At 72.7% G+C, this 19,650-nt stretch carries 18 protein-coding genes; 14 read left to right on the top strand and 4 right to left on the bottom strand.

The features are described 5' to 3' along the window. The first annotated feature begins 72 nt into the window (after nt 1-72). The 8 genes from FXF68_RS05915 (at nt 73) to hpnH (ending at nt 9,296) form a co-directional block, all read left to right on the top strand. Nucleotides 73-873: an SAM-dependent methyltransferase gene (locus FXF68_RS05915; protein ID WP_148757837.1), complete on the top strand. Its 801-nt coding sequence runs from the start codon at nt 73-75 to the stop codon at nt 871-873. 162 nt (nt 874-1,035) lie between these two features. Next, nucleotides 1,036-1,899: a DUF5753 domain-containing protein gene (locus tag FXF68_RS05910; RefSeq protein ID WP_148757836.1), complete on the top strand. Its 864-nt coding sequence runs from the start codon at nt 1,036-1,038 to the stop codon at nt 1,897-1,899. Between the two features lie 343 nt (nt 1,900-2,242). Then, nucleotides 2,243-3,100, top strand: a complete 858-nt coding sequence (gene hpnC, locus FXF68_RS05905) for a squalene synthase HpnC (RefSeq protein ID WP_148757835.1) — start codon at nt 2,243-2,245, stop codon at nt 3,098-3,100. Between the two features lie 4 nt (nt 3,101-3,104). Further along, nucleotides 3,105-3,965 (top strand): presqualene diphosphate synthase HpnD, encoded by an 861-nt coding sequence (gene hpnD / locus FXF68_RS05900; RefSeq protein WP_148757834.1) that lies wholly within the window; start codon nt 3,105-3,107, stop codon nt 3,963-3,965. Then, nucleotides 3,962-5,332: a hydroxysqualene dehydroxylase HpnE gene (hpnE, locus tag FXF68_RS05895; RefSeq protein WP_148757833.1), complete on the top strand. Its 1,371-nt coding sequence runs from the start codon at nt 3,962-3,964 to the stop codon at nt 5,330-5,332. Before hpnD ends, hpnE begins: the two co-directional genes overlap by 4 nt. Then, nucleotides 5,329-6,339, top strand: coding sequence for a polyprenyl synthetase family protein (locus tag FXF68_RS05890; RefSeq protein ID WP_148757832.1), 1,011 nt, complete (start codon nt 5,329-5,331; stop codon nt 6,337-6,339). Before hpnE ends, FXF68_RS05890 begins: the two co-directional genes overlap by 4 nt. A gap of 37 nt (nt 6,340-6,376) precedes the next feature. After that, nucleotides 6,377-8,242, top strand: coding sequence for a squalene--hopene cyclase (shc, locus tag FXF68_RS05885; protein ID WP_148757831.1), 1,866 nt, complete (start codon nt 6,377-6,379; stop codon nt 8,240-8,242). A 49-nt stretch (nt 8,243-8,291) separates the two neighbouring features. After that, nucleotides 8,292-9,296 carry an adenosyl-hopene transferase HpnH gene (gene hpnH / locus FXF68_RS05880; RefSeq protein WP_148757830.1) on the top strand — a complete coding sequence of 335 codons (1,005 nt, stop codon included), beginning with the start codon at nt 8,292-8,294 and terminating at the stop codon, nt 9,294-9,296. A 22-nt stretch (nt 9,297-9,318) separates the two neighbouring features. On the opposite strand, the gene FXF68_RS05875 is transcribed toward hpnH, so the two are convergent. Continuing rightward, nucleotides 9,319-10,164 (bottom strand): SMP-30/gluconolactonase/LRE family protein, encoded by an 846-nt coding sequence (locus FXF68_RS05875; RefSeq protein WP_148757829.1) that lies wholly within the window; start codon nt 10,162-10,164, stop codon nt 9,319-9,321. Nucleotides 10,165-10,475: 311 nt separating this feature from the next. Between FXF68_RS05875 and FXF68_RS05870 the strand changes: the two genes are divergently transcribed. Further along, the gene (locus FXF68_RS05870) at nt 10,476-11,597 is read left to right on the top strand and encodes a PQQ-dependent sugar dehydrogenase (protein ID WP_222869810.1); all 1,122 of its coding nucleotides are present in this window, start codon (nt 10,476-10,478) and stop codon (nt 11,595-11,597) included. 185 nt (nt 11,598-11,782) lie between these two features. After that, nucleotides 11,783-12,607: an SAM-dependent methyltransferase gene (locus FXF68_RS05865; RefSeq protein ID WP_148757828.1), complete on the top strand. Its 825-nt coding sequence runs from the start codon at nt 11,783-11,785 to the stop codon at nt 12,605-12,607. Between the two features lie 18 nt (nt 12,608-12,625). Here FXF68_RS05865 and FXF68_RS05860 read toward each other — a convergent pair whose 3' ends face one another. Beyond that, nucleotides 12,626-13,078: a MaoC family dehydratase gene (locus FXF68_RS05860; protein WP_148757827.1), complete on the bottom strand. Its 453-nt coding sequence runs from the start codon at nt 13,076-13,078 to the stop codon at nt 12,626-12,628. Between the two features lie 160 nt (nt 13,079-13,238). Between FXF68_RS05860 and FXF68_RS05855 the strand changes: the two genes are divergently transcribed. From FXF68_RS05855 to FXF68_RS05845, 3 genes are all read left to right on the top strand, one after another. Continuing rightward, nucleotides 13,239-15,278, top strand: a complete 2,040-nt coding sequence (locus tag FXF68_RS05855; protein ID WP_148757826.1) for a SpoIIE family protein phosphatase — start codon at nt 13,239-13,241, stop codon at nt 15,276-15,278. A 62-nt stretch (nt 15,279-15,340) separates the two neighbouring features. Next, nucleotides 15,341-15,712, top strand: a complete 372-nt coding sequence (locus FXF68_RS05850) for a BlaI/MecI/CopY family transcriptional regulator (RefSeq protein ID WP_148757825.1) — start codon at nt 15,341-15,343, stop codon at nt 15,710-15,712. Beyond that, nucleotides 15,709-16,599 (top strand): M48 family metalloprotease, encoded by an 891-nt coding sequence (locus FXF68_RS05845; RefSeq protein ID WP_148757824.1) that lies wholly within the window; start codon nt 15,709-15,711, stop codon nt 16,597-16,599. The genes FXF68_RS05850 and FXF68_RS05845 overlap by 4 nt, the downstream gene beginning before the upstream one ends. A gap of 15 nt (nt 16,600-16,614) precedes the next feature. Here the strand turns inward: FXF68_RS05845 and FXF68_RS05840 are convergent, their stop codons facing one another. Next, on the bottom strand, nt 16,615-17,070 hold the full coding sequence (locus FXF68_RS05840; RefSeq protein ID WP_148353904.1) for a tellurite resistance TerB family protein: 456 nt from the start codon (nt 17,068-17,070) through the stop codon (nt 16,615-16,617). 186 nt (nt 17,071-17,256) lie between these two features. On the opposite strand from FXF68_RS05840, the gene FXF68_RS05835 reads away from it, so the two are divergent. Next, nucleotides 17,257-17,580, top strand: a complete 324-nt coding sequence (locus tag FXF68_RS05835; RefSeq protein ID WP_148757823.1) for a hypothetical protein — start codon at nt 17,257-17,259, stop codon at nt 17,578-17,580. Nucleotides 17,581-17,630: 50 nt separating this feature from the next. Here the strand turns inward: FXF68_RS05835 and FXF68_RS05830 are convergent, their stop codons facing one another. Then, nucleotides 17,631-19,559: an amino acid transporter gene (locus FXF68_RS05830; RefSeq protein ID WP_148757822.1), complete on the bottom strand. Its 1,929-nt coding sequence runs from the start codon at nt 19,557-19,559 to the stop codon at nt 17,631-17,633. Nucleotides 19,560-19,650: the final 91 nt, after the last annotated feature.

Genomic DNA, 19,650 nt, shown 5'->3' with positions numbered 1-19,650 from the left:
GTCGGGCGGCGGTCCCGAAACGGCGGCGCCCGCGCACCGCAAGCCCGTCCCGCCGAAAGGAGCGTCAGACCGATGACGGATGCCAGCCCCGCCCCGGAACGGGGTTCGGACGCGAAGATCAACACTGACGTTCCCCAGTCGGCCCGGATCTGGAACTACTGGCTCGGCGGGACCGACAACTACGAGGTCGACCGGAACGCCGGCGACCAGTACGTCGAGCTGTATCCAGGCATCGTCGACATCGCCCGCGCCGGCCGCTACTTCATGGATCGCGCCATCCGGTTCCTCGCCACCGAGCGCGGCATCCGCCAGTTCATGGACTGCGGGACCGGCCTGCCCACGCTCGACAACACCCACGAGATGGCCCAGCGCGCCGCCTCCGACGCGAAGGTCGTCTACGTCGACAACGACCCGCTCGTCCTCGCGCACGCCCGCGCCCTGATGGCCGAGGGCCGCACCGCCTACATCGACTGCGACCTGCACGACCCGAAGACGATCATGGACCGGGCGGCCGACCTGCTCGACCTGTCCGAGCCGGTCGGGCTGCTGATCATCGGCGTGCTCGGGCACATCGTCGAGCCCGGCGAGGCGTACGGGGTGGTCAAGGGGCTGATGGAGCCGCTGGCGTCCGGCAGCTACCTGATCCTGCACGACTCGACCGACGAGAACGAGAGGTTCAACGCGGCCCAGCGCGCCTACGACGAGACCGGCGCCATCCCGTTCCGGCTGCGCAGCCCCGAGTTCATCCGCGGCTACTTCGACGGCCTGGAGATCGAGGAGCCGGGGCTCGTGACGAGCGGCGCGTGGCGCCCGGAGGTGGACGTCGAGGTCGTCCCGCTGCCGACGCTCTGCGCGGTGGCCCGTAAACCCTGACGCCCGTAAACCCTGACGCACGGCGACCTCCGGCCCCGCCGCCATACTGAAAGGTAGCTCAACGTCCCGTCTTCGACGCGGTGCGTGAAGGTTATAGTGAGGCGGTCGTCGCACGCCGATCTCCCGGGAGGAGTCCCCTTGGCCTCCGTCGCGATCACGGGCATGAGACGGTACACAGGCGCGCAGGGCGGTGACCCGCTCGTGCCGCGGATGCTGCTCGCCCGCCGCCTCCGCGAGCTGCGCGAGGCGGCCGGGCTGAGCCGGGCCCGCGCCGCGCGGGCGATCGGCGCGTCCGACTCCAAGGTCGGACGGCTGGAGCTCGGCCGGTCCGGCTGCAAGCCGCGCGACGTCGCCGCCCTCCTCAACGTCTACGGCGCCGACGGCGACGAGCGCACCACGCTGCTCGCCCTCGCCGAGCAGACCAACGCGCGCCCCTGGTGGGCGGACGACGCCGACCTCGTCCCGTCCTGGGTGCGGCCGTACCTGACCGCCGAGCAGGCGGCCAAACTGGTCCGGACGTTCGAGACCCGGTACGTCCCCGGCCTGCTCCAGACCGAGGACTACGCCCGCGCCCTGTTCGTCGGCGGCAACCCCGTCCCGGACGTCGAACGCCGCGTCGAGTTCCGGATGCGGCGGCAGCGCGTGCTGCGGCGCCGCCCGCGCCCGCTCAACCTGTGGATCGTGCTCGGCGAGCGGGCGCTGTGGCGTCCGGTCGGCGGCCCGGCCACGATGCGGGCGCAGATCCAGCGCATCATCGAGCTGTGCAGGCGGCCGAACGTGACCGTCCAGCTCGTCCCCGACGCGGTCTGCACGGCCGTCGCGGGCGACGGCCCGCTCACGCTCGTCCGGTTCCCGCAGCAGGGCCTGTCCGACCTGGTCTACCTGGAGCGGGCCGAGAGCGCCCGCTACCCGGTGCGGCTGGCCGAGGTCGAACGGCACTGGCACGTGTTCAACAGACTGGTGACCGAGGCGTCCCCGCCCGAACACACGCCCCGGCGCCTGGCCGCCATCCTCACCACGTACTGACCACATACTGAGCCGCCGCGTATCGACCGGGATCCCGCTCCGGGGTTCCGGTCGCTCCGTTCCCGCCCTCGTGCCCGCCCGGTGGCCGCGTCCGGGCGCCGAATCATGATCGCGTGCTGAGAATGCGCCATGACAAAGGGTGATCGCGGGCTTGGCCGATCGCATATTCCCGTCTGACCACTTCCGGTCTATATTCATTAAAGACGGATATTCGGGAGGGTCGGCGCGGTTACCAGGGGACGTACGCCGCATGACCCTCATTGCCCGCGATTACCGGGCGGACACCCGGTTATCGGGCAGCGTTGTTGACCGCCCCATACGCCGCCGTCCTCGAAGGAACGCCATGTCCGTCAGCGAGCGTTTGTGGAACGAGACAGCGGAACGTCGTTCCCGCGACGAACTGCAGACCGGAGAGAACTTTCCGGTCGCCAGCCGCCTCCTGCCGGCGCGCCACCGCGCCCATCTGCTCAACGTGTACGGCTACGCCCGGCTCGTCGACGACATCGGCGACGAGGCTCCCCCCGAAGAGCGCGCCGGACTTCTCGACCTCGTCGAACGCGACCTCGACCGCGTCTATGCCGGGGAACGTCCGGAACTGCCCGCGATGCGCAACCTGGCCCGCACCGTGGCCGCGTGCGGAATACCGGCCGGGCCGTTCCGCCGCCTTCTCCAGGCCAACCGCCGGGACCAGGACGTGACGCGCTACGCGACGTTCGACGACCTGCTGGCGTACTGCGCGCTGTCCGCCGATCCGGTGGGGCACATCGTCCTGCACGTGTTCGGCGCCGCCACCCCGGACCGGCTCGCCCTCTCCGACAAGGTGTGCACCGCGCTGCAGATCATCGAGCACTGCCAGGACGTCGCCGAGGACCATCGCAACGGCCGCGTCTACCTGCCGCAGGACGACCTCCGCCGCTTCGGCTGCGTCGAGGACGACCTGTCCGCCGCCGTCACCCCGACGCGGCTGCGCGGCGTGGTCGCGCTCCAGGCCGGCCGCGCGGCGCGGCTCCTGGCCGAGGGCGCGGCCCTCACCCCCCGGCTCCGCGGCTTCGCGCGGGTCGCGGTGTCCGGCTATGTCGCGGGCGGCCTCGCCGCGCTCGCGGCGCTGGACCGAAACGCTTACGACGTGCTGGGCGGCGCGCCGAAACCGAAGAAGTCGCGGCTGCTCGCCGAGTGGTCGCGGACTTTGGGAAGGAGATGAGGAAATGGACGAGGCCAGCGCTCACCGGTACTGCGAGAGCGTTGTGCGGACGCAGGCGCGCAATTTCTCCTACGGGATCCGGCTGCTGCCCGCGCCGAAGCGGCGGGCGCTCAGCGCCGTCTACGCCTTCGCCCGGCGGATCGACGACATCGGCGACGACCACGACGCGCCTCCCGATACGAGGCTCGCGCGGCTGGCGGACGAACGCGCGCGGCTCGCCCGCATCGCGGACCATCCGGACGACCCGGTCCTGGTCGCGCTGGCGGACGCGGCCCGCGACCACCCGATCCCGCTGGACGCCTTCGGCGAGCTGATCGACGGCTGCGAGGCCGACGTCCGCGGCGAGACCTACGACACGTTCGACGACCTGCTCTGGTACTGCCGCTGCGTGGCGGGCGCCGTCGGCCGCCTCTCGCTCGGCGTGTTCGGCACGTCCGATCCGGACACGGCCGTTCCACGGGCGGACGCCCTCGGTGTCGCGCTGCAGCTCACCAACATCCTGCGCGACATCCGCGAGGACCGCGCGAACGGCCGCGTCTACCTCCCCGCCAAGGACCTCGCGAGGTTCGGCTGCACGCTGCACCTGGACGAGTCCGGCCGGTTCACCGACCCGCCGGAGCACCTCGTCGCGCTGATCCGGTTCGAGGCCGCACGCGCGGACGAGTGGTACGCGACCGGGTCGAAGCTGCTCCCCATGCTCGATCGGCGCAGCGCCGCGTGCGCGGGCGCGATGGCGGGTATCTACCGGCAGGTGCTGAAGCGCATCACGGCCGACCCGCTGGCCGCACTGGAGACGCGGACGTCGCTGCCGACCTGGCAGAAGGCGACCGTGTCCGCGATGGCGATGTCCGGGATCCGGCGATGACCGGGCCCATGCAGAATGTGGCGGTCGTCGGCGGCGGGCTCGCCGGGATCACCGCGGCGCTCGCCCTCCAGGAGGCCGGGCTGCGGGCGACGGTCTACGAGGCGCGTCCCCGGCTCGGCGGCGCGACGCATTCCTTCCAGCGCGACGGCCTCACCGTCGACAACGGGCAGCACATCTTCCTGAAGTGCTGCACCGCCTACCAAGGGCTGCTCGGACGGCTCGGCGCGCACGACCTGGTCCACGTGCAGGACCGGTTCGACGTCCGCGTCCTCACCCCGGACGGCGGCGGCGGGCGGCTCCGCCGCGCGAAGGCGCCGGGCCCGCTGCACCTGCTCCCGGCCCTCGCCGGGTACTCGCTGCTGACGCCGTCCGACCGGCTGCGGGCGGTGCGCGCGTCGCTGGCGCTCGACCGGCTCGACACCGCCGACCCCGAACTCGACAAGACGAGCATGGGCGGCTGGCTCGCCGGGCACGGCCAGCGCGAACGGGCCCGGCTCGCGCTGTGGGAGCTGTTCGTCACGGCCGCCCTGAACATCAGGCTGGACGAGGCGGCGCTCGGCCCGGCCGCGTTCGTCTGCAAGACCGCGCTGCTCGGCCGCTCGGACGCCGCCGACATCGGCGTCCCGGCCGTCCCGCTCGGGGAGCTGCACGGCACGATCGCGGCGAAGAAGATCGAGGAGGGCGGCGGGAGCGTCCGGCTCGGCGCGAAGGTGACCGCCGTCGAGGACGGCCCGACGCTGCTGGTCGACGGCTCCCCGGTCAGCGCGGACGCCGTGGTCGTCGCGGTGCCGCACCGGGTCGCCTCGACGCTCGTCCCCGAGGAGGCGTCACCCGACCGCGCGAAATGGGAGGGGCTCGGCTCCAGCCCGATCGTCAACGTCCATGTCGTCTACGACCGCCCCGTCCTGGACGAGCCGTTCGTCGCGGCGATCGGCTCGCCCGCGCAGTGGATCTTCGACCGGACGCGGATCGGCGGCCCGCCGTCCGGCCAGTACCTGGCCGTGTCGGTGTCGGCGGCGGACCGCTGGATCGACACCCCCACCGCCGAGATCCGCGACGTGTTCCTCGCCGAGCTGGCGCGCCTCTTCCCGGCCGCCCGCCGGGCTCGCGTCACCGACTTCTTCGTGACCCGGGAGCGGCACGCCACATTCCGCCAGGGCCCCGGCAGCGGCGCGCTGCGCCCCGCGTCCGCGACGCGGCTGCCGTGGCTGTTCCTCGCCGGCGCGTGGACCGACACGGGCTGGCCCGACACGATGGAGGGAGCCGTGCGCAGTGGCCTGAGCGCCGCCCGGCTGGTCCGGCGGCACCTGTCCGGCGCGGGCGGGGCGAAAGGCGCGAGCGCCGCGAACGGGGTGAGCGGACGATGACCGCCGTCCCCGCCTCGATCACCGACGGGCGCGCCCTGGTCGACCAGGCGATGCGCGCCGCCGCCGAACGCCTCGACCCGTCGATCCGGAAGGTCGTCGCCTACCACCTCGGCTGGACCGACGAGCACGGCCGTCCGGCCGCGGCGGGCGGGAAGGCGCTGCGTCCCGCGCTGGCGCTGCTGTCCGGCCGCGCGGCCGGGGCGTCCTACGAGACGGCGCTGCCGGGCGCGGTCGCCGTCGAGTTCGTGCACGCGTTCTCGCTGCTGCACGACGACATCATGGACGGCGACCGGACGCGCCGGCACCGTCCCGCCGCGTGGACGGTCTTCGGCCCGTCCGCCGCGATCCTCGGCGGCGACGCCCTGCTCGCGCTGTCCGAGGAGCTCCTGCTGGACGAGAACACGCGCGGCTCGCACTGGGCGGCCCGCGCGCTGACCGCCGCGACGCAGCGGCTGATCTCCGGCCAGTCGTTCGACCTCGGCTTCGAGCGGCGCGACGACGTGACGCTCGACGAATGCCTCACCATGGCCGCGGACAAGACGGGCGCCCTGCTCGCCTGCTCCTGCTCGATCGGCGCGATGCTCGGCGAGGGCCCGACGGACCTCGTCACCGAGCTGACCGGGTTCGGTTCCGAGATGGGCCTCGCGTTCCAGCTCGTGGACGACCTGCTCGGCATCTGGGGCAGCCCGGACACGACCGGCAAACCGGTGCTGTCCGACCTGCGGGCGCGCAAGAAGTCGCTCCCGGTCGTGTTCGCGCTGAACGCGGGGACGCCCGAGTCGGCGCGGCTCGCGGAGCTGTACGCGCGTCCCGGCCCGGCGTCCGAGGACGACCTGCGCGAGATGGCCCGGCTGGTCGAGGCGGCGGGCGGGCGCGACTGGGCCGCCGCGGAGGCGGACCGGCGGATCGCGTCCGCGGAGAAGCACCTCGGCGACGCGGGCATCGACGACCACGTCCGCGCCGAGTTCCGCGACATCGCCCTCTTCGTCACCGAAAGGGACCACTAGCCCCGGCCCAGCACACGCGGACAGCAAGGAGCGCTGAATGACCACGACCGACGTGTCCGGACTCACCGGTGCCGCCGCTGCCGCCGCCGAGGCGGCCCGCGACCACCTCCTCCGCCTCCAGTCGCCGGAGGGCTGGTGGAAGGGGGAGCTGGAGACGAACGTGACCATGGACGCCGAGGACCTGCTCCTCCGGCAGTTCCTCGGCATCAGGTCCGACGCGGAGACGGCGGAGGCGGCGCGCTGGATCCGCTCCCGGCAGCGGGCGGACGGCACGTGGGCGAACTTCCACGGCGGCCCGCCGGACCTGTCGACCACGATCGAGGCGTACGTCGCGCTGCGCCTCGCCCGCGACCCCGTCGACGCCGACCACATGCGCAGGGCCGCCGAGTACGTCCGGGAGTCGGGCGGGATCGAGGCGAGCCGGGTCTTCACCCGGATCTGGCTGGCCCTGTTCGGCCTGTGGTCCTGGGACGACCTGCCCGTCATGCCGCCCGAGCTGATGTTCCTGCCGAACCGGTTCCCGCTGAACGTGTACGACTGGGGGTGCTGGGCGCGGCAGACGATCGTCCCGCTGACGGTGCTCGGGTCGCTGCGTCCGGTGCGGGCGCTGCCGTTCGACCTGCCAGAGCTGCGCACCGGCGTCCGCCCGGCGAAGGACGAGCGGGGCTGGGGACGGTTCTTCACCGGCCTCGACCGCGTCCTGCACGTGTACCAGAAGCGCCCGGTCGGCCCGCTGCGGCGGGCCGCGATCCGCCGCGCCGCCGACTGGATCATCGCGCGGCAGGAGGCGGACGGCTGCTGGGGCGGCATCCAGCCGCCCTGGGTGTACTCGCTGATGGCGCTGTACGAGCTCGGCTACGGCCTCGACCACCCGGTGATCAAGCGGGGCCTGGACGGTCTCGACCGGTTCACGATCCGGGACGAGAAGGGCCGCCGCCTGGAGGCGTGCCAGTCCCCGGTGTGGGACACGGTCCTCGCGATCAACGCGCTCGGCGACGCGGGCGTCCCGCCCACCGACCCGGCGCTGCGCCGCGCCGCCGCCTGGGTCGTGGCCGAGGAGGTCCGCGGCCTCGGGGACTGGGCGGTGCGCCGTCCGGACGTCCCGCCGGGCGGCTGGGCGTTCGAGTTCGACAACGACGTCTACCCCGACACCGACGACACCGCCGAGGCGATCCTCGCCCTCCGCAAGGTCGACCTCCCCGAGGCTGAGCAGCCGATCCAGCGCGCGATCCGGTGGCTGGAGGGAATGGCGTCCCGGGACGGCGGGTACGGCGCGTTCGATGCCGACAACACCCGGGAGCTGTGCACGAAACTGCCGTTCTGCGACTTCGGCGCGGTCATCGACCCGCCGTCCGCGGACGTGACCGCCCATGTCGTCGAGGCGCTCGCGGGGGAGGGCCGCGCCGAGTCGCGCACGGTCAAGCGGGCCGTGGTGTGGCTGCTCCGGGCGCAGGAGGCGGACGGCTCGTGGTTCGGACGCTGGGGCGCCAACCACGTCTACGGGACGGGGAGCGTCGTCCCCGCGCTGGTCGCGGCGGGCGTCCCCGCGCACAAGCCGCCGATCCGCCGCGCGGTCGAATGGCTGGAGGCGCACCAGAACCCGGACGGCGGCTGGGGCGAGGACCTGCGCTCCTACGACGACCCGGCGTGGATCGGACGGGGCGAGTCGACCGCGTCGCAGACGGCGTGGGCGCTGCTCGCGCTGCTCGCGGCGGGGGAACGGTCCCATGCCATGGACGCGGGCGTCCGCTGGCTCGTCGACCACCAGCGCCCGGACGGCACCTGGGACGAGGACCAGTTCACCGGCACCGGATTCCCCGGCGACTTCTACATCAACTACCACCTCTACCGGCTGGTCTTCCCGATCAGCGCCCTCGGGCGCTACCTCGGAGGCGCCACATGACGTCCCCAGTGCAGGCCGCCGGTTTCACCCTGCCAAAGGAGGTCCGACCATGAGCATGCCGATCCGCCAAAGCCTTCGCATCGGGACCTATATCCTCCGCAACAAACTGCAGGGCAGGGAGAAGTTTCCGCTCATCGTCGAACTCGAACCGCTCTTCGCGTGCAACCTCGCGTGCGCCGGGTGCGGGAAGATCCAGCATCCGCACGACGTGCTCAAGAAACGCATGCCGGTCGAGCAGGCGGTCGCCGCCATCAAGGAGTGCGGCGCGCCGATGGTGTCGATCGCGGGCGGCGAGCCGCTCATGCACCCGCAGATCGACGTGCTGGTGGCCGAGCTCATCAAGATGAGGAAGTTCGTGTTCCTCTGCACGAACGCGCTGCTCATCCCGAAGAAGCTCGACAAGTTCAAGCCGTCCCCGTACTTCGCGTGGGCGGTGCACATCGACGGGCTGAAGGAGCGGCACGACGAGTCGGTGTGCAAGGAGGGCGTGTTCGACGACGCGGTCGCCGCCATCCGCGAATGCCAGCGGCGCGGGTTCCGCGTCACCACCAACACGACGTTCTTCAACACCGACACGCCGCAGACCGTCATCGACGTCCTGAACTACCTCAACGACGACCTCAAGGTCGACGAGATGATGATCTCGCCCGCGTACGCCTACGAGAAGGCGCCCGACCAGGAGCACTTCCTCGGCGTCCAGGAGACGCGGGAGCTGTTCCGCAAGTCGTTCGCCGACGGCCGCCGCAAGAAGTGGCGGTTCAACCATTCGCCGCTCTTCCTCGACTTCCTGGAGGGCAAGGCCGACTTCCCGTGCACGGCCTGGGCGATCCCGTCCTATTCCCTCTTCGGGTGGCAGCGCCCCTGCTACCTGATGTCGGACGGGTACGCCCAGTCCTACAAGGAACTCCTGGACGAGACCGACTGGGATTCCTACGGCCGCGGCCGCGACCCGCGCTGCGCCAACTGCATGGCGCACTGCGGATACGAGCCGACCGCCGTGTTCTCCACGGTCGGCTCGTTGAAGGAGTCCCTGCGGGCGATCCGCGAGAAGTGACGGCGGGCCGCCCGTGGCGATGTCACGGGCGGCCGACGCCGGGGACGTCCACCTCCACGGCCAGCACCTGGCCGCTGCCCGGCGCGACCGGCTCCGGCTCCGTCATGCCGCGCCATTCGGCGGCGACGACGAAGAGCGTCCGGCCGTCCGGGCCGCCGAGGGCGCAGGCGAAGCCGCCCCGGTCCAGTTCGACCGTGTCCAGGACGGCCCCGCCCTCGGCGACCCGGACGCACCGCCGGTTCGGGACGTCCGCGTACCAGACCGCCCCCTCCGCGTCGAGGCAGACGCCGTCCGGCGCCGCACCCTCGCCGAGGTCGGCCCAGACGCGCCGTCCGGACAATGCGCCGTCGCCGCCGATATCGAAGGCCAGCAGGTTATGTCCATAGGAATCCGCGACGATCAAGGTCGAGTCGTCCGGGGTGACGGCCATTCCGTTGGGAAAGGCGATGTCGCCCGCGACCTCTCGCACCGAGCCGTCGGAGGCGGCCAGGACGACGCTTCCCGGCTCCGCTATCCCGCCGCTCATCGGGTCGAATCCGATCCTGTTGACGTAAGCGTTTCCCTTTCCGTCAAGGGCGATGTCGTTCCAGCCCGGCCTGCCGAGTTCCGCGTGGACGGCGAGGGAGCCGTCCGGTTCGCGGCGCAGCAGCCGCCCCTCCGCGGACGAGACGATGAGCAGGCGTCCGTCCGGGTGCCAGGCGGTGCAGAGCGGTAGCGACGGCACCCGCGCGACCACCTCGCTCCGCCCTTCGAGCCCGACCGAGACGACCTCGCCCGCCGTCCAGTCGGAGAAATACAGCCGGTCGCCGTGCCAGCGCGGCGACTCCACCAGCCCGCGCCCGGTGAGCAGCGTCCTGACCTCGCGCATCGTCGTCCCACCTCCGTCTCGCGCGCGGGCCGGGCGGCCCGCGTCCCACCCTCTACACGAACGGGGACCGCCCGGATCGACAGCCGAGGCCGAACGGGTTTCACTTCGCCCTGGTATACCCGCTGACTTCCCCATTTCCGTAAAATCCGCGCCGCCGCGCGGGCTTTCTATTTCCTACGGTTGGACAAAATGTGAAAGGTGAAAAAGTAGAACTTCCCAGCGCCTTGTGGGGCGGGTAAGTTGTCTCCGGAATGCTCCCGAGGTCGTGTGATCAACGTGACCTGCCCGCCGGTAGAAAAGGCGTGCCTCCCATGAAGCTCCCCGCCGCGTTTTCCCGTTCGCTGCGTACGCCCGCCGTGGTCACCGCCATGGCGGTCGCGGCCGCGCTCCCCGTCCCCGCCGCCGCGGCGGCGCCCGTCCCGGCCGGTCCGGCCGCGGCGCGCACCGCCGACCCCGCCTTCGACTTCAACGCCCCCAAGGTGCTGGCCACCAACCTGACCGTCCCCTGGGGCCTCGCGTTCCTGCCCGACGGCAGCGCGCTCATCTCGGAGCGGCCGTCCGGCCGCGTCCTCAAGCTGGCCCCGGGCTCGACCACCCCGACCGAGGTGGCCAAGCTCACCGGTCCCGTGTCCACGGGCGAGGGCGGGCTGCTCGGCCTCGCCGTCTCCCCGACCTACGAGCAGGACGGCTACGTCTACGCGTACTACACGTCGTCGTCCGACAACCGGATCGTCCGGTTCAAGCTCGCGTCGCCCGCGCAGCAGGAGGTGCTCTACTCGGGCATCCCGAAGAACACCTTCCACGACGGCGGCCGCCTCGCCTTCGGCCCCGACGGGAAGCTCTACGCCACCGTCGGCGACGCCGGGACGCGGACCAACGCCCAGGACAAGAACTCCCCGTCCGGGAAGATCCTGCGGATGAACCCGGACGGCACCCCGCCCGCCGACAACCCGTTCCCGAACTCCCGGGTCTACTCCCTCGGACACCGCAACGTGCAGGGCGTCGCCTGGGGCAACGGCCAGATGTACGCCACCGAGTTCGGCGAGAACTCCTGGGACGAGATCAACCACATCGTCCCCGGCGGCAACTACGGCTGGCCGAACGTCGAGGGCAAGGGCGGCGAGCCCACCTACATCGACCCCCTCGTCGTCTGGCAGACGCGGGAGGCGTCGCCCAGCGGCGCCGCCGTGGTGGGCGACACCCTGTACGCCGGGGCCGTCGGCGGACGGCGGCTCTGGACGGTCCCGCTGGACGGCAAGGGCGGCACGTCCGGCGCCCCGACCGCCGTCCTTTCCGGCACCTACGGGCGGATCCGCACCGTCTCCCTCGCCCCGGACGGCAGCCTCTGGATCATGACGAGCAACCGGGACGGCCGCGGCTCGCCCGCCGCGACCGACGACCGCGTGATCAGCTTCCCGAAGAAGAGCCGCTAGCCGGGTCGCTTCCGGCGCTCCCGCGGCTGGACCGCCTGCGCCGGCCGGACGAGCTCGGGTCGTCCGGCCGGCCGCGGGTTTTTTCCCGCGTGCGGCCGGCTCCCTTCACCGGGGCCGGTCGCCGTGCTCTGCTGTAGGGAGGGCCGCGCCGCTCCCGGCGCCCGCGACCGAAAGGCAGGACGGACATGCCGGACGCCCCGCAGGGCCGCCTCGAACCGCAGGGCCGCCTCGACCCGAGCGAACTGCAGACCGACCGGCCGCACTCGGCGCGCGTCTACAACTACATCATCGGCGGCGAGGACAACTTCGCCCCCGACCGCGAGACCGCCGCCGAGGTGCTCGCGGGCTGGCCGGGGCTGCGCACGTCGATGCTCGCCAACCGGGCGTGCATGCGGCGGATGGCCCGCTACCTCACCGGGCTCGGCCTCCGGCAGTTCGTCGACGTCGGCAGTGGCATCCCGACCTCGCCGAACCTGCACGAGGTCGTCCAGGCGGCGGCGCCGGACGCCCGGATCGTGTACGTCGACAACGACCCCATCGTCCTCGCGCACGCCCGCGAGTTGCTGACCAGCACCGACGAGGGCCGCACCGCCTACATCCAGGCCGACATGCGCGACCCGGAGGCGCTGCTCGGCGACCGCGTCCTGCACGGGCTCATCGACCTCACCCGGCCGGTCGCGCTGACCGTGATCGCGATGCTCCAGTTCGTCGCGGACGCGCGGGGCCTGGTCGACGCGCTGGTCGGCCCGCTCGCGCCCGGCAGCCACGTCGCGGTGACCGTCCCGACCGGGGACCTCGCGCCCGAGTCCCGGCGGCTCGCCGAGCAGTACACGCGCAGCGGCATCCCGATGTACCTGCGCGACCGCGCCGAGGTGGAGCGGCTGTTCAGCGGGCTGGAGATCCTCGCGCCGGGGGTCGTCCCGATGCCGCGCTGGCGTCCCGAGCCCGGCGCCGCGCCGCTCCCCGACACGGCCACCAACATGTACGCGGCCGTGGCCCGCAAACCCTGACCGCCCGGACGTGCCGCCTCAGGGGACGTACAGCGACAGCGTGTCCGCGACGCACGCCGGACGCTTCTCGCCCTCGACCTCCACCGTGACCCGCACCGTCGCGAGCTTCCCCGCCGGGGAGTTCTTCACGTCGACCAGCTCGGCGCCGCCCCGGACGCGGGCGCCGGTCCTGACCGGGCCGGGGAAGCGGACGCGGTTGAGCCCGACGTTGACGCCCATCGACACCCCGTCCACCTGGAAGATCTCCGGCATGAACGCGCTGACCAGCGACAGCGTGAGGTATCCGTGCGCGATGGTGCCGCCGAACGGCCCGTCCGCCGCGCGCTCCGGGTCCACGTGGATCCACTGGTGGTCGTCGGTCGCCTCGGCGAACAGGTCGATCCGGTGCTGGGTCACCTCGCGCCAGGGGCTGTGGCCGAGGTGCTCGCCCTTCGCGGCGGCGAACTCGGCGAGGTCCGCGAAACGTCTCATGGCGCCGATCCTCACGAGCCGGCCCGGCGGCGGGCAATGCCGCGGCGGCACAAGACGCCGCCTCCCGGTTTGTCCATGGGCGGACGTACGGACGGTCATGTCCCCTGCTAGTGGGGGTAGGGGGCAGGGTGAGGCGTAACCGGCGAACCGAGGGGACGGCATGGACGACGCCCGAAAGGAGGAGTACCACGGCAAGGCGCCGGAGCTGTTCGACCCCGCCCCGGTGGGCGTAGCCATCACCACCGGCCCGGACCACACCCTCACCTACACCAACGAAGCGTTCCGCAGGAGTTTCGGGGACAGGGCCCCCGGACGCCCGATGCGGGAGACGTTCCGCGACCTCCTCCAGGAGGACTACCTGGACCTGTTCGACCGAGTGCTGTCCAGCGGCCTCCCGGTCAGCCTCGCCGAGGCCCCGATCAGCCTCTACTACCCCGACGGCGGATACGAGGAGCGGTTCTTCTCGTTCAGCCTGTCCAGGATCTCCACCGACAGGCCGGGCGTCCTCATCCTGGTCGTGGACGTCACCAGGCAGGTCCTGGCCGCCCAGCAGGCCGACAACACGGTCGAGCGGCACCGCCGCGCCCTGCACAGGTTCCAGAGCCTCCTGCGGGTCAGCGCGGACATCGTCTGGGTGACGAACCCGGAGGGCGACCCCATCGAGCCGAGCCCCGGCTGGGAGCGGGTCACCGGGCAGACGTGGGAGGAGTTCCGGGGCCGGGGCTGGCTGCGGGCGCTGCACCCGGACGACCGCGAACCCGCCCTCCGGTCGTGGCGCGCGGCCATCGCGGACGCCCGCCCCTGGGAGTACGTCTACCGGCTGCGCACCGTCGACGGCGACCACCGCCACTTCGAGATCCACTCCGCGCCTGTCTTCGAGGACGGCGCCATCGTCGAATGGGTCGGCACCTGCGTCGACATCGAGCAGCGCTGGCGGCAGGAGCGCCGCAGGGAGCTGCTGGAGCGCGCCGCCGTCGCGACCGCCGAGCACACGGGGGTGCGGGAGATGCTCGGCGCGCTCGCGGACGTCCTCGTCCCGGCGATCGCGGACGGGTGCGGCGTCCACCTGCTGCCCGACTTCCCCGACCGGCGGGGCGGCGCGCCGGTCGTCGCCGAGCGCGTCGCGACCGCCGCGCGGGCCGGGCTGCCGCGCCAGCCGCCGTTCGGCGAGGAGTGGTTCGCCGCCGACAGCGAGTTCACCCGGACGGTCCGGCGCCGCCGCCCGCTGTACCGCACCTTCCCGGCCGGGGAGCCGCCGCGCGGCCTGCTGCCGGAGGGCACCCGCGACTGGCTCGTCAAGGCGAGCGCGAACAGCGTCGTCATGCTCCCGGTGACCGTGGACGGAACGGTCGCCGCCGTCGTGACCGCCGCCGCCACCGCCGACCGCGAGCCGATCAGCGAGGACGACGTCGCCCTGCTCGGGCAGCTCTTCGACCACGCCCACGACGCGCTGAGCAGCGCCATCCAGTACCAGCGCACCCACCAGGTCGCGCTGGCCCTCCAGCACAGCCTGCTGGCCGAGCCGCCCGCCGTGCCCGACCGCGAGATCGTCGCCCGGTACCGGCCGAGCCCCGCGACCGCCGAGGTGGGCGGCGACTGGTACGACTCGTTCGTCCTGCCGGACGGGGCGCTCGTCCTCGCGATCGGCGACGTGGCGGGGCACGACCTGGCCGCCGCGGTCGCGATGAGCCAGCTCCGGAACATCCTGCGGGGGCTGATCGTCGACCGCGAGGGCCCGCCGGGGGAGATCCTGCGGCGGCTGAACATCGCCATGGCCACGCTGACCCCGGACGGCACGGCCACCTGCGCCCTCGCCAAGATCGAGGAATCCGGGCCGGGCGAGCCGCGCCTCAGCTACGCCACGGCGGGCCACCCGCCGCCGCTCCTCGTCGGCCCGGACGGCGACTCCCGCCTCCTGGAGGACGGCACCAACCCCCTGCTCGGCCTCGGTGACCTCTTCGACCCGCCCTTTCGCAGCGCGACGCTTGGCCTGCCGCCCCGCCACACCCTGCTGCTCTACACCGACGGCCTGGTCGAGCGGCCGGGCGAGAACCTGAACATCGGCCTCGGACGGCTCCGCGAGCGGGCGGGCGAACTCGCCGGGCTTCCGCTCGCCGCCTTCTGCGACGGCCTGATCGGCCACCTCCCGACCGCGGGCATCGACGACATGGCCATGATCGCCCTCCGCCGTCCGGGCTGACCGGCGCCTCGGCGGTGGTCTATCTTGAGCCGGACGCAGGCCGTCAGGAGGAGGTGGGGCCGATGCCGCGCAGACCGCTCGGGCAGTTGGAGGCGGAGGTCCTCGCCGCGCTGGCCGGGCTCGGCGGGCACGCGAGCACGGCCGAGATCGTGGCGCGGCTCGACGGCGACCCCGCCTACACGACGGTGAACACGATCCTGCACCGGCTGCACGAGAAGAGGCTCGTGACGCGGACCCGGTCCGGGCGGTCCTACCGCTACCGGCTCGCCGTGGACGAGTCGGCCCTCGTCGCGGGACGCATGCACGACCAGCTCCGGCACGCCAGCGACCCGGGCGGCGTGCTGAGCCGGTTCGCGCGGTCGCTCAGCGCCGCCGAGGCGCGCGCGCTGCGCGAGTTCCTCGACGTCGCCGACCGGCCGGAGGACGCCGGGTGACCTGGTTCACCTTCCTGCCCCTGACGATCGTGCTGACGCTGGGCGCGGCGCTCGGCCGGACGCCGCTGCCGCTGCATCCGGCCTGGTCGGCGCGGCTGCTCGCGACGACGGCGGCGATGGCGGCGACGGCCGCGCTCGGCACCGGGATCTTCGTCGGGATCAACTACGCGGCGTCGCTGGCCCCGGCCGCCGCCGCGCACGTCCCCGAATGGGCGCTGTTCGGGGACGACCGGCCGGTGCCCGACATGGTCGGCGTCCCGGCGATCGTCCTGACGCTCGCCGGGCTCGGCGCGGCGGCCTGGACGGCGGTCCGCTGGACGCGCGAGCTCCGCGCCGCGCGGGCGGCGGCCGGGGAGCCGCTGGAGACGGACGTCCCGATCGCCGTCGCGGTGCCGGGACGGGACGGCGGCGTGCTCCTCTCCCGCGGGCTGCTGAGCAGGCTGACGACCCGGGAGCTGCACGTCGTGTTCCAGCACGAGACGTCCCATCTGCGGCACCGGCACCACCGCTACCTCGCGGCCGGGCTGCTCGCGGCGGCCGTCCTGCCGCCGCTCGGGGCGCTGCGGGCGCGGCTGCGCCTCGCGGTGGAGCGCTGGGCGGACGAGGACGCCGCCGAGGCGGTCGGCGACCGGACCCTGGTCGCCCGCACGATCGCGAAGGTGGCCCTGGCCCAGCCCCGGGCGGCGGGGCCGGGCGCCGCGTTCGCCGACTCGGGGGTCGTCCAGCGCGTGGAGGCGCTGCGCGGCACGGCCCCGGCGAAGAACGCGGTCACCGGCCCGCTGCTGTTCATGGGCAACGGCGTCGTCACCGGCACGCTGACGGCGACGACGCTGCAGCTCGACCACGTCCTCGTGTCGTGCCTGGTGTCGCTGCTCGCCTTCGGGTGACCCGGCCCGGCCTGGTCAGAGCTCGAACTCGGCGGGGTCGAGGCCGACGGCGAAGCACGCCTCGCGGACGATGGCCTTCTCCTGGTCGTCGAAGTGGCCGTCCGCGCCGCCGATCACGATGCCGATCTGGATGACGGCACGCGCCTCGGCGGGCTTCTTCTTGGTCTTGCCGATGTCCTGGAGGACCGAGACCTTGCCGAAGTCGAAGTCGGCGGTCAGCTTGGAGACGTAGTCGTTGAAGCGGCGCTGGAGGTCGTCGGCGGGGAAGTTCTGCAGCACCTCGTTGGAGGCGATCAGCGACGCGGTGCGCTGGCGCTCGGCCGGGTCGACGCTGCCGTCGGCGGCGGCGACCAGCGCGCACATCGCCATGCTCGCGTCGCGGAACGCGCCGCTCTTGAGCTCGTTCTTCTTGCTGAGGAGCTGAGTCTGCATGGTCTGGGTGGACTCACGCAGCTTGTCCCAGAAAGGCATGTCGTCATCCTTCGCTCGTCGGCTTACTGCCACAAATGTAGTAGCAGATCCGGGAGGACGGGCGGTGCCCCTCGCCTTACCGCGGGGTGTCGGGAAATGACTCGAACCCCGCGCGCCCGCGGAGCATCCTTGAGACAGAGGCGCAGACGAAGGAGACACGCCACGACGCACGGGGGCGAGACGACGATGAGCGACCAGGGGCTGCTGCGGTTGGGCGCGCGGATGGCCGAGGTCGAAGGGGCCTGCGTCCGGGTGCTGCGGGCGTCCGGGCCCCGCGAGGAGGAGCGCGAACTGGCCGAGCTGGCCGAGGCGGCGTCCCTGCTCGCCGCGGCGGCGCGGAGCATGATGCCGGGCACCGGGGCGGGCACGGCGGGTGGACGGCCGCGGGCCGGGGACCGCCGGGCCCGGGCGACCGCGCCCGAGCGGACGCGGCTGCGGCGCCGGATCGTCCGCGTCCGCCGCACCACCGAGTGGATCATCGCGCGGTCCGGCGGCGGCCCGCGCGGCTGAGCCCGGCGCGGCCCAGCCGACGGGTTCAGCCGACGTGTTCAGCCGAGGGTTCAGCCGACGTGGACGACCGGGCGCCGTTCGACGTCCGGCTCGGCCTGGCGGAGGATCTCGCGGGTGAGGGGCGGGATGTCGCCGCCGCCGAAGACGAGGTAGCGCAGCAGCGCGCCCACCGGGTTGCCCTCCACCCAGTGGAAGTAGACGTGCGCGGGCTTGCCGGTCTCGTCCTGGACGTGCAGCAGGATCGCGGCGATGGCGTTGGCGATGCTCGGGCTCTCGGCGCGCAGGATCCGGTAGCCGTGCCGCTCCTCGCCGACGACGTGGACGGTCGACTCGAACTCGGAGGCGTCCGAGACGGTCATCTCCAGGAACAGCAGGCCCTCGTCGGCGCGGAGCCGGTGCAGCGCCCACGCCTCGGCCGCCTTGTCGCGGTACTCGCGCTCGTCGCGCTCGTCCGGCTCGTTGGCGATGACGCGCAGGTCGCGGGTCTCGTCCAGGAACCGGCGGGCGGTCTCGTCGAGGTCGACGCCGGTGATGCGCAGCTCGGTGGAGCGGGTCGCGCGGGAGATCAGCGACGTCACGACGATCGCGACGCAGAACAGGACGGCGATCACCACGCCGTCCGGCCGCTCGATGACGTTCGCGACGGTCGCGTACACGAGGATCACCGTGACCACGCCGAACCCGACGCCGGCGCGGCGCCGTCCGCGCCGCCAGGCCGCGAGGGTCGCGGCGACCGCGGCGGACAGGATCAGCGCCAGCACACCGGTCGCGTACGCGCCGCCCTGCGCCTCGACCTCCGCGCCGAACAGCAGCGTGATCACGAAGGAGACGCCGGTGAAGATGAGGACGAGCGGCCGGGTCGCGCGCGCCCAGTCCGGCGCCATCCCGTAGCGGGGCAGGTAGCGCGGCACGATGTTGATCAGCCCGGCCATGGCGGACGCCCCGGCGAACCACAGGATCGCGATCGTGCTGACGTCGTAGACGGTGCCGAACCAGTCGCCGAGGTTCTCGTGCGCGAGGTAGGCGAGCGCCCGGCCGTTGGCCTTGCCGCCGTCCTCGAACTCCTTCTTCGGGATCAGCACGGTCGTCGCGAAGCTGGACGTGATCAGGAAGACGCTCATCACGGCCGCCGCCGTGGTCAGCAGCTTGCGCGCGCCCCGGATGCGCTGTTCGAGACCACCCTTGACCAGCGGCATCACGGCGACCCCGGTCTCGAAGCCGGAGAGGCCGAGGGCGAGTTTCGGCATCACGAACAGCGAGACGGCGATCATCGCGATGGGGCTGGAGTGCTCGGTGGTGAGGACGTCCGTCCAGTCGCCGATCAGCGAGGTGTCCCCGGCGACCTTGGCGAGGGCCGTCCCGACCACGACGACGTTCAGCGCGAGGTAGACCGCGACCAGCACCACGGCGATGGAGATCGCCTCGCTGAAGCCCACCAGGAAGATGCCGCCGAGCGCGGCGATCAGGATCAGCGTGACGGGGACCTGCCAGCCCGCCATCGCGTCCGGGACGAACGGGTTGTGCAGCAGGTGCGCCGTCGCGTCCGCCGCCGACAGGGTGATGGTGACGATGAACGCGGTGGCGACGAACCCGAGCAGGAACAGCACGAGCAGCTTCCCGCGCCAGCCGGGCAGCAGCCGTTCCAGCATCGACAGCGAGCCGAGCCCGTACGGGCTCTGCCCCGCGACCGACCGGTACACCGGCAGCGCGCCGAACAGGGTCAGCGCGACGAGCAGCAGCGTCGCGATCGGGCTGAGCGCCCCGGCCGCGAGCGCGGCGATCCCCGGCTGGTAGCCGAGCGTCGAGAAGTAGTCGACGCCGGTCAGGCACATGACCTGCCACCAGGCGTGCTGCTTGTGCGGCGCGTCCTCGTGGCTCGGCCGGTGGTGCGGGCCCGCCTTCCGGCCAGGACGGTGCAGCCCTTGCAGCAGCCATCTCCGCATACCTGAGCCCGTGTCCCGCTGGATCGACGTGCTCATCCGCATTCACCTCGGTCCCACCCGACTGACAAAAACAGGACACTTTACTGTCGTCAGGGCGGGTCGTGCGTTCCCTCCGGAAGAAAGATCG

Origin of the sequence: Actinomadura decatromicini (genome assembly GCF_008121305.1) — a bacterium.
Lineage (GTDB): Bacteria > Actinomycetota > Actinomycetes > Streptosporangiales > Streptosporangiaceae > Spirillospora > Spirillospora syzygii.
The sequence above is the reverse complement of the archived record's forward strand: the minus strand, read 5'-3'. Positions and strand labels throughout refer to the sequence as shown.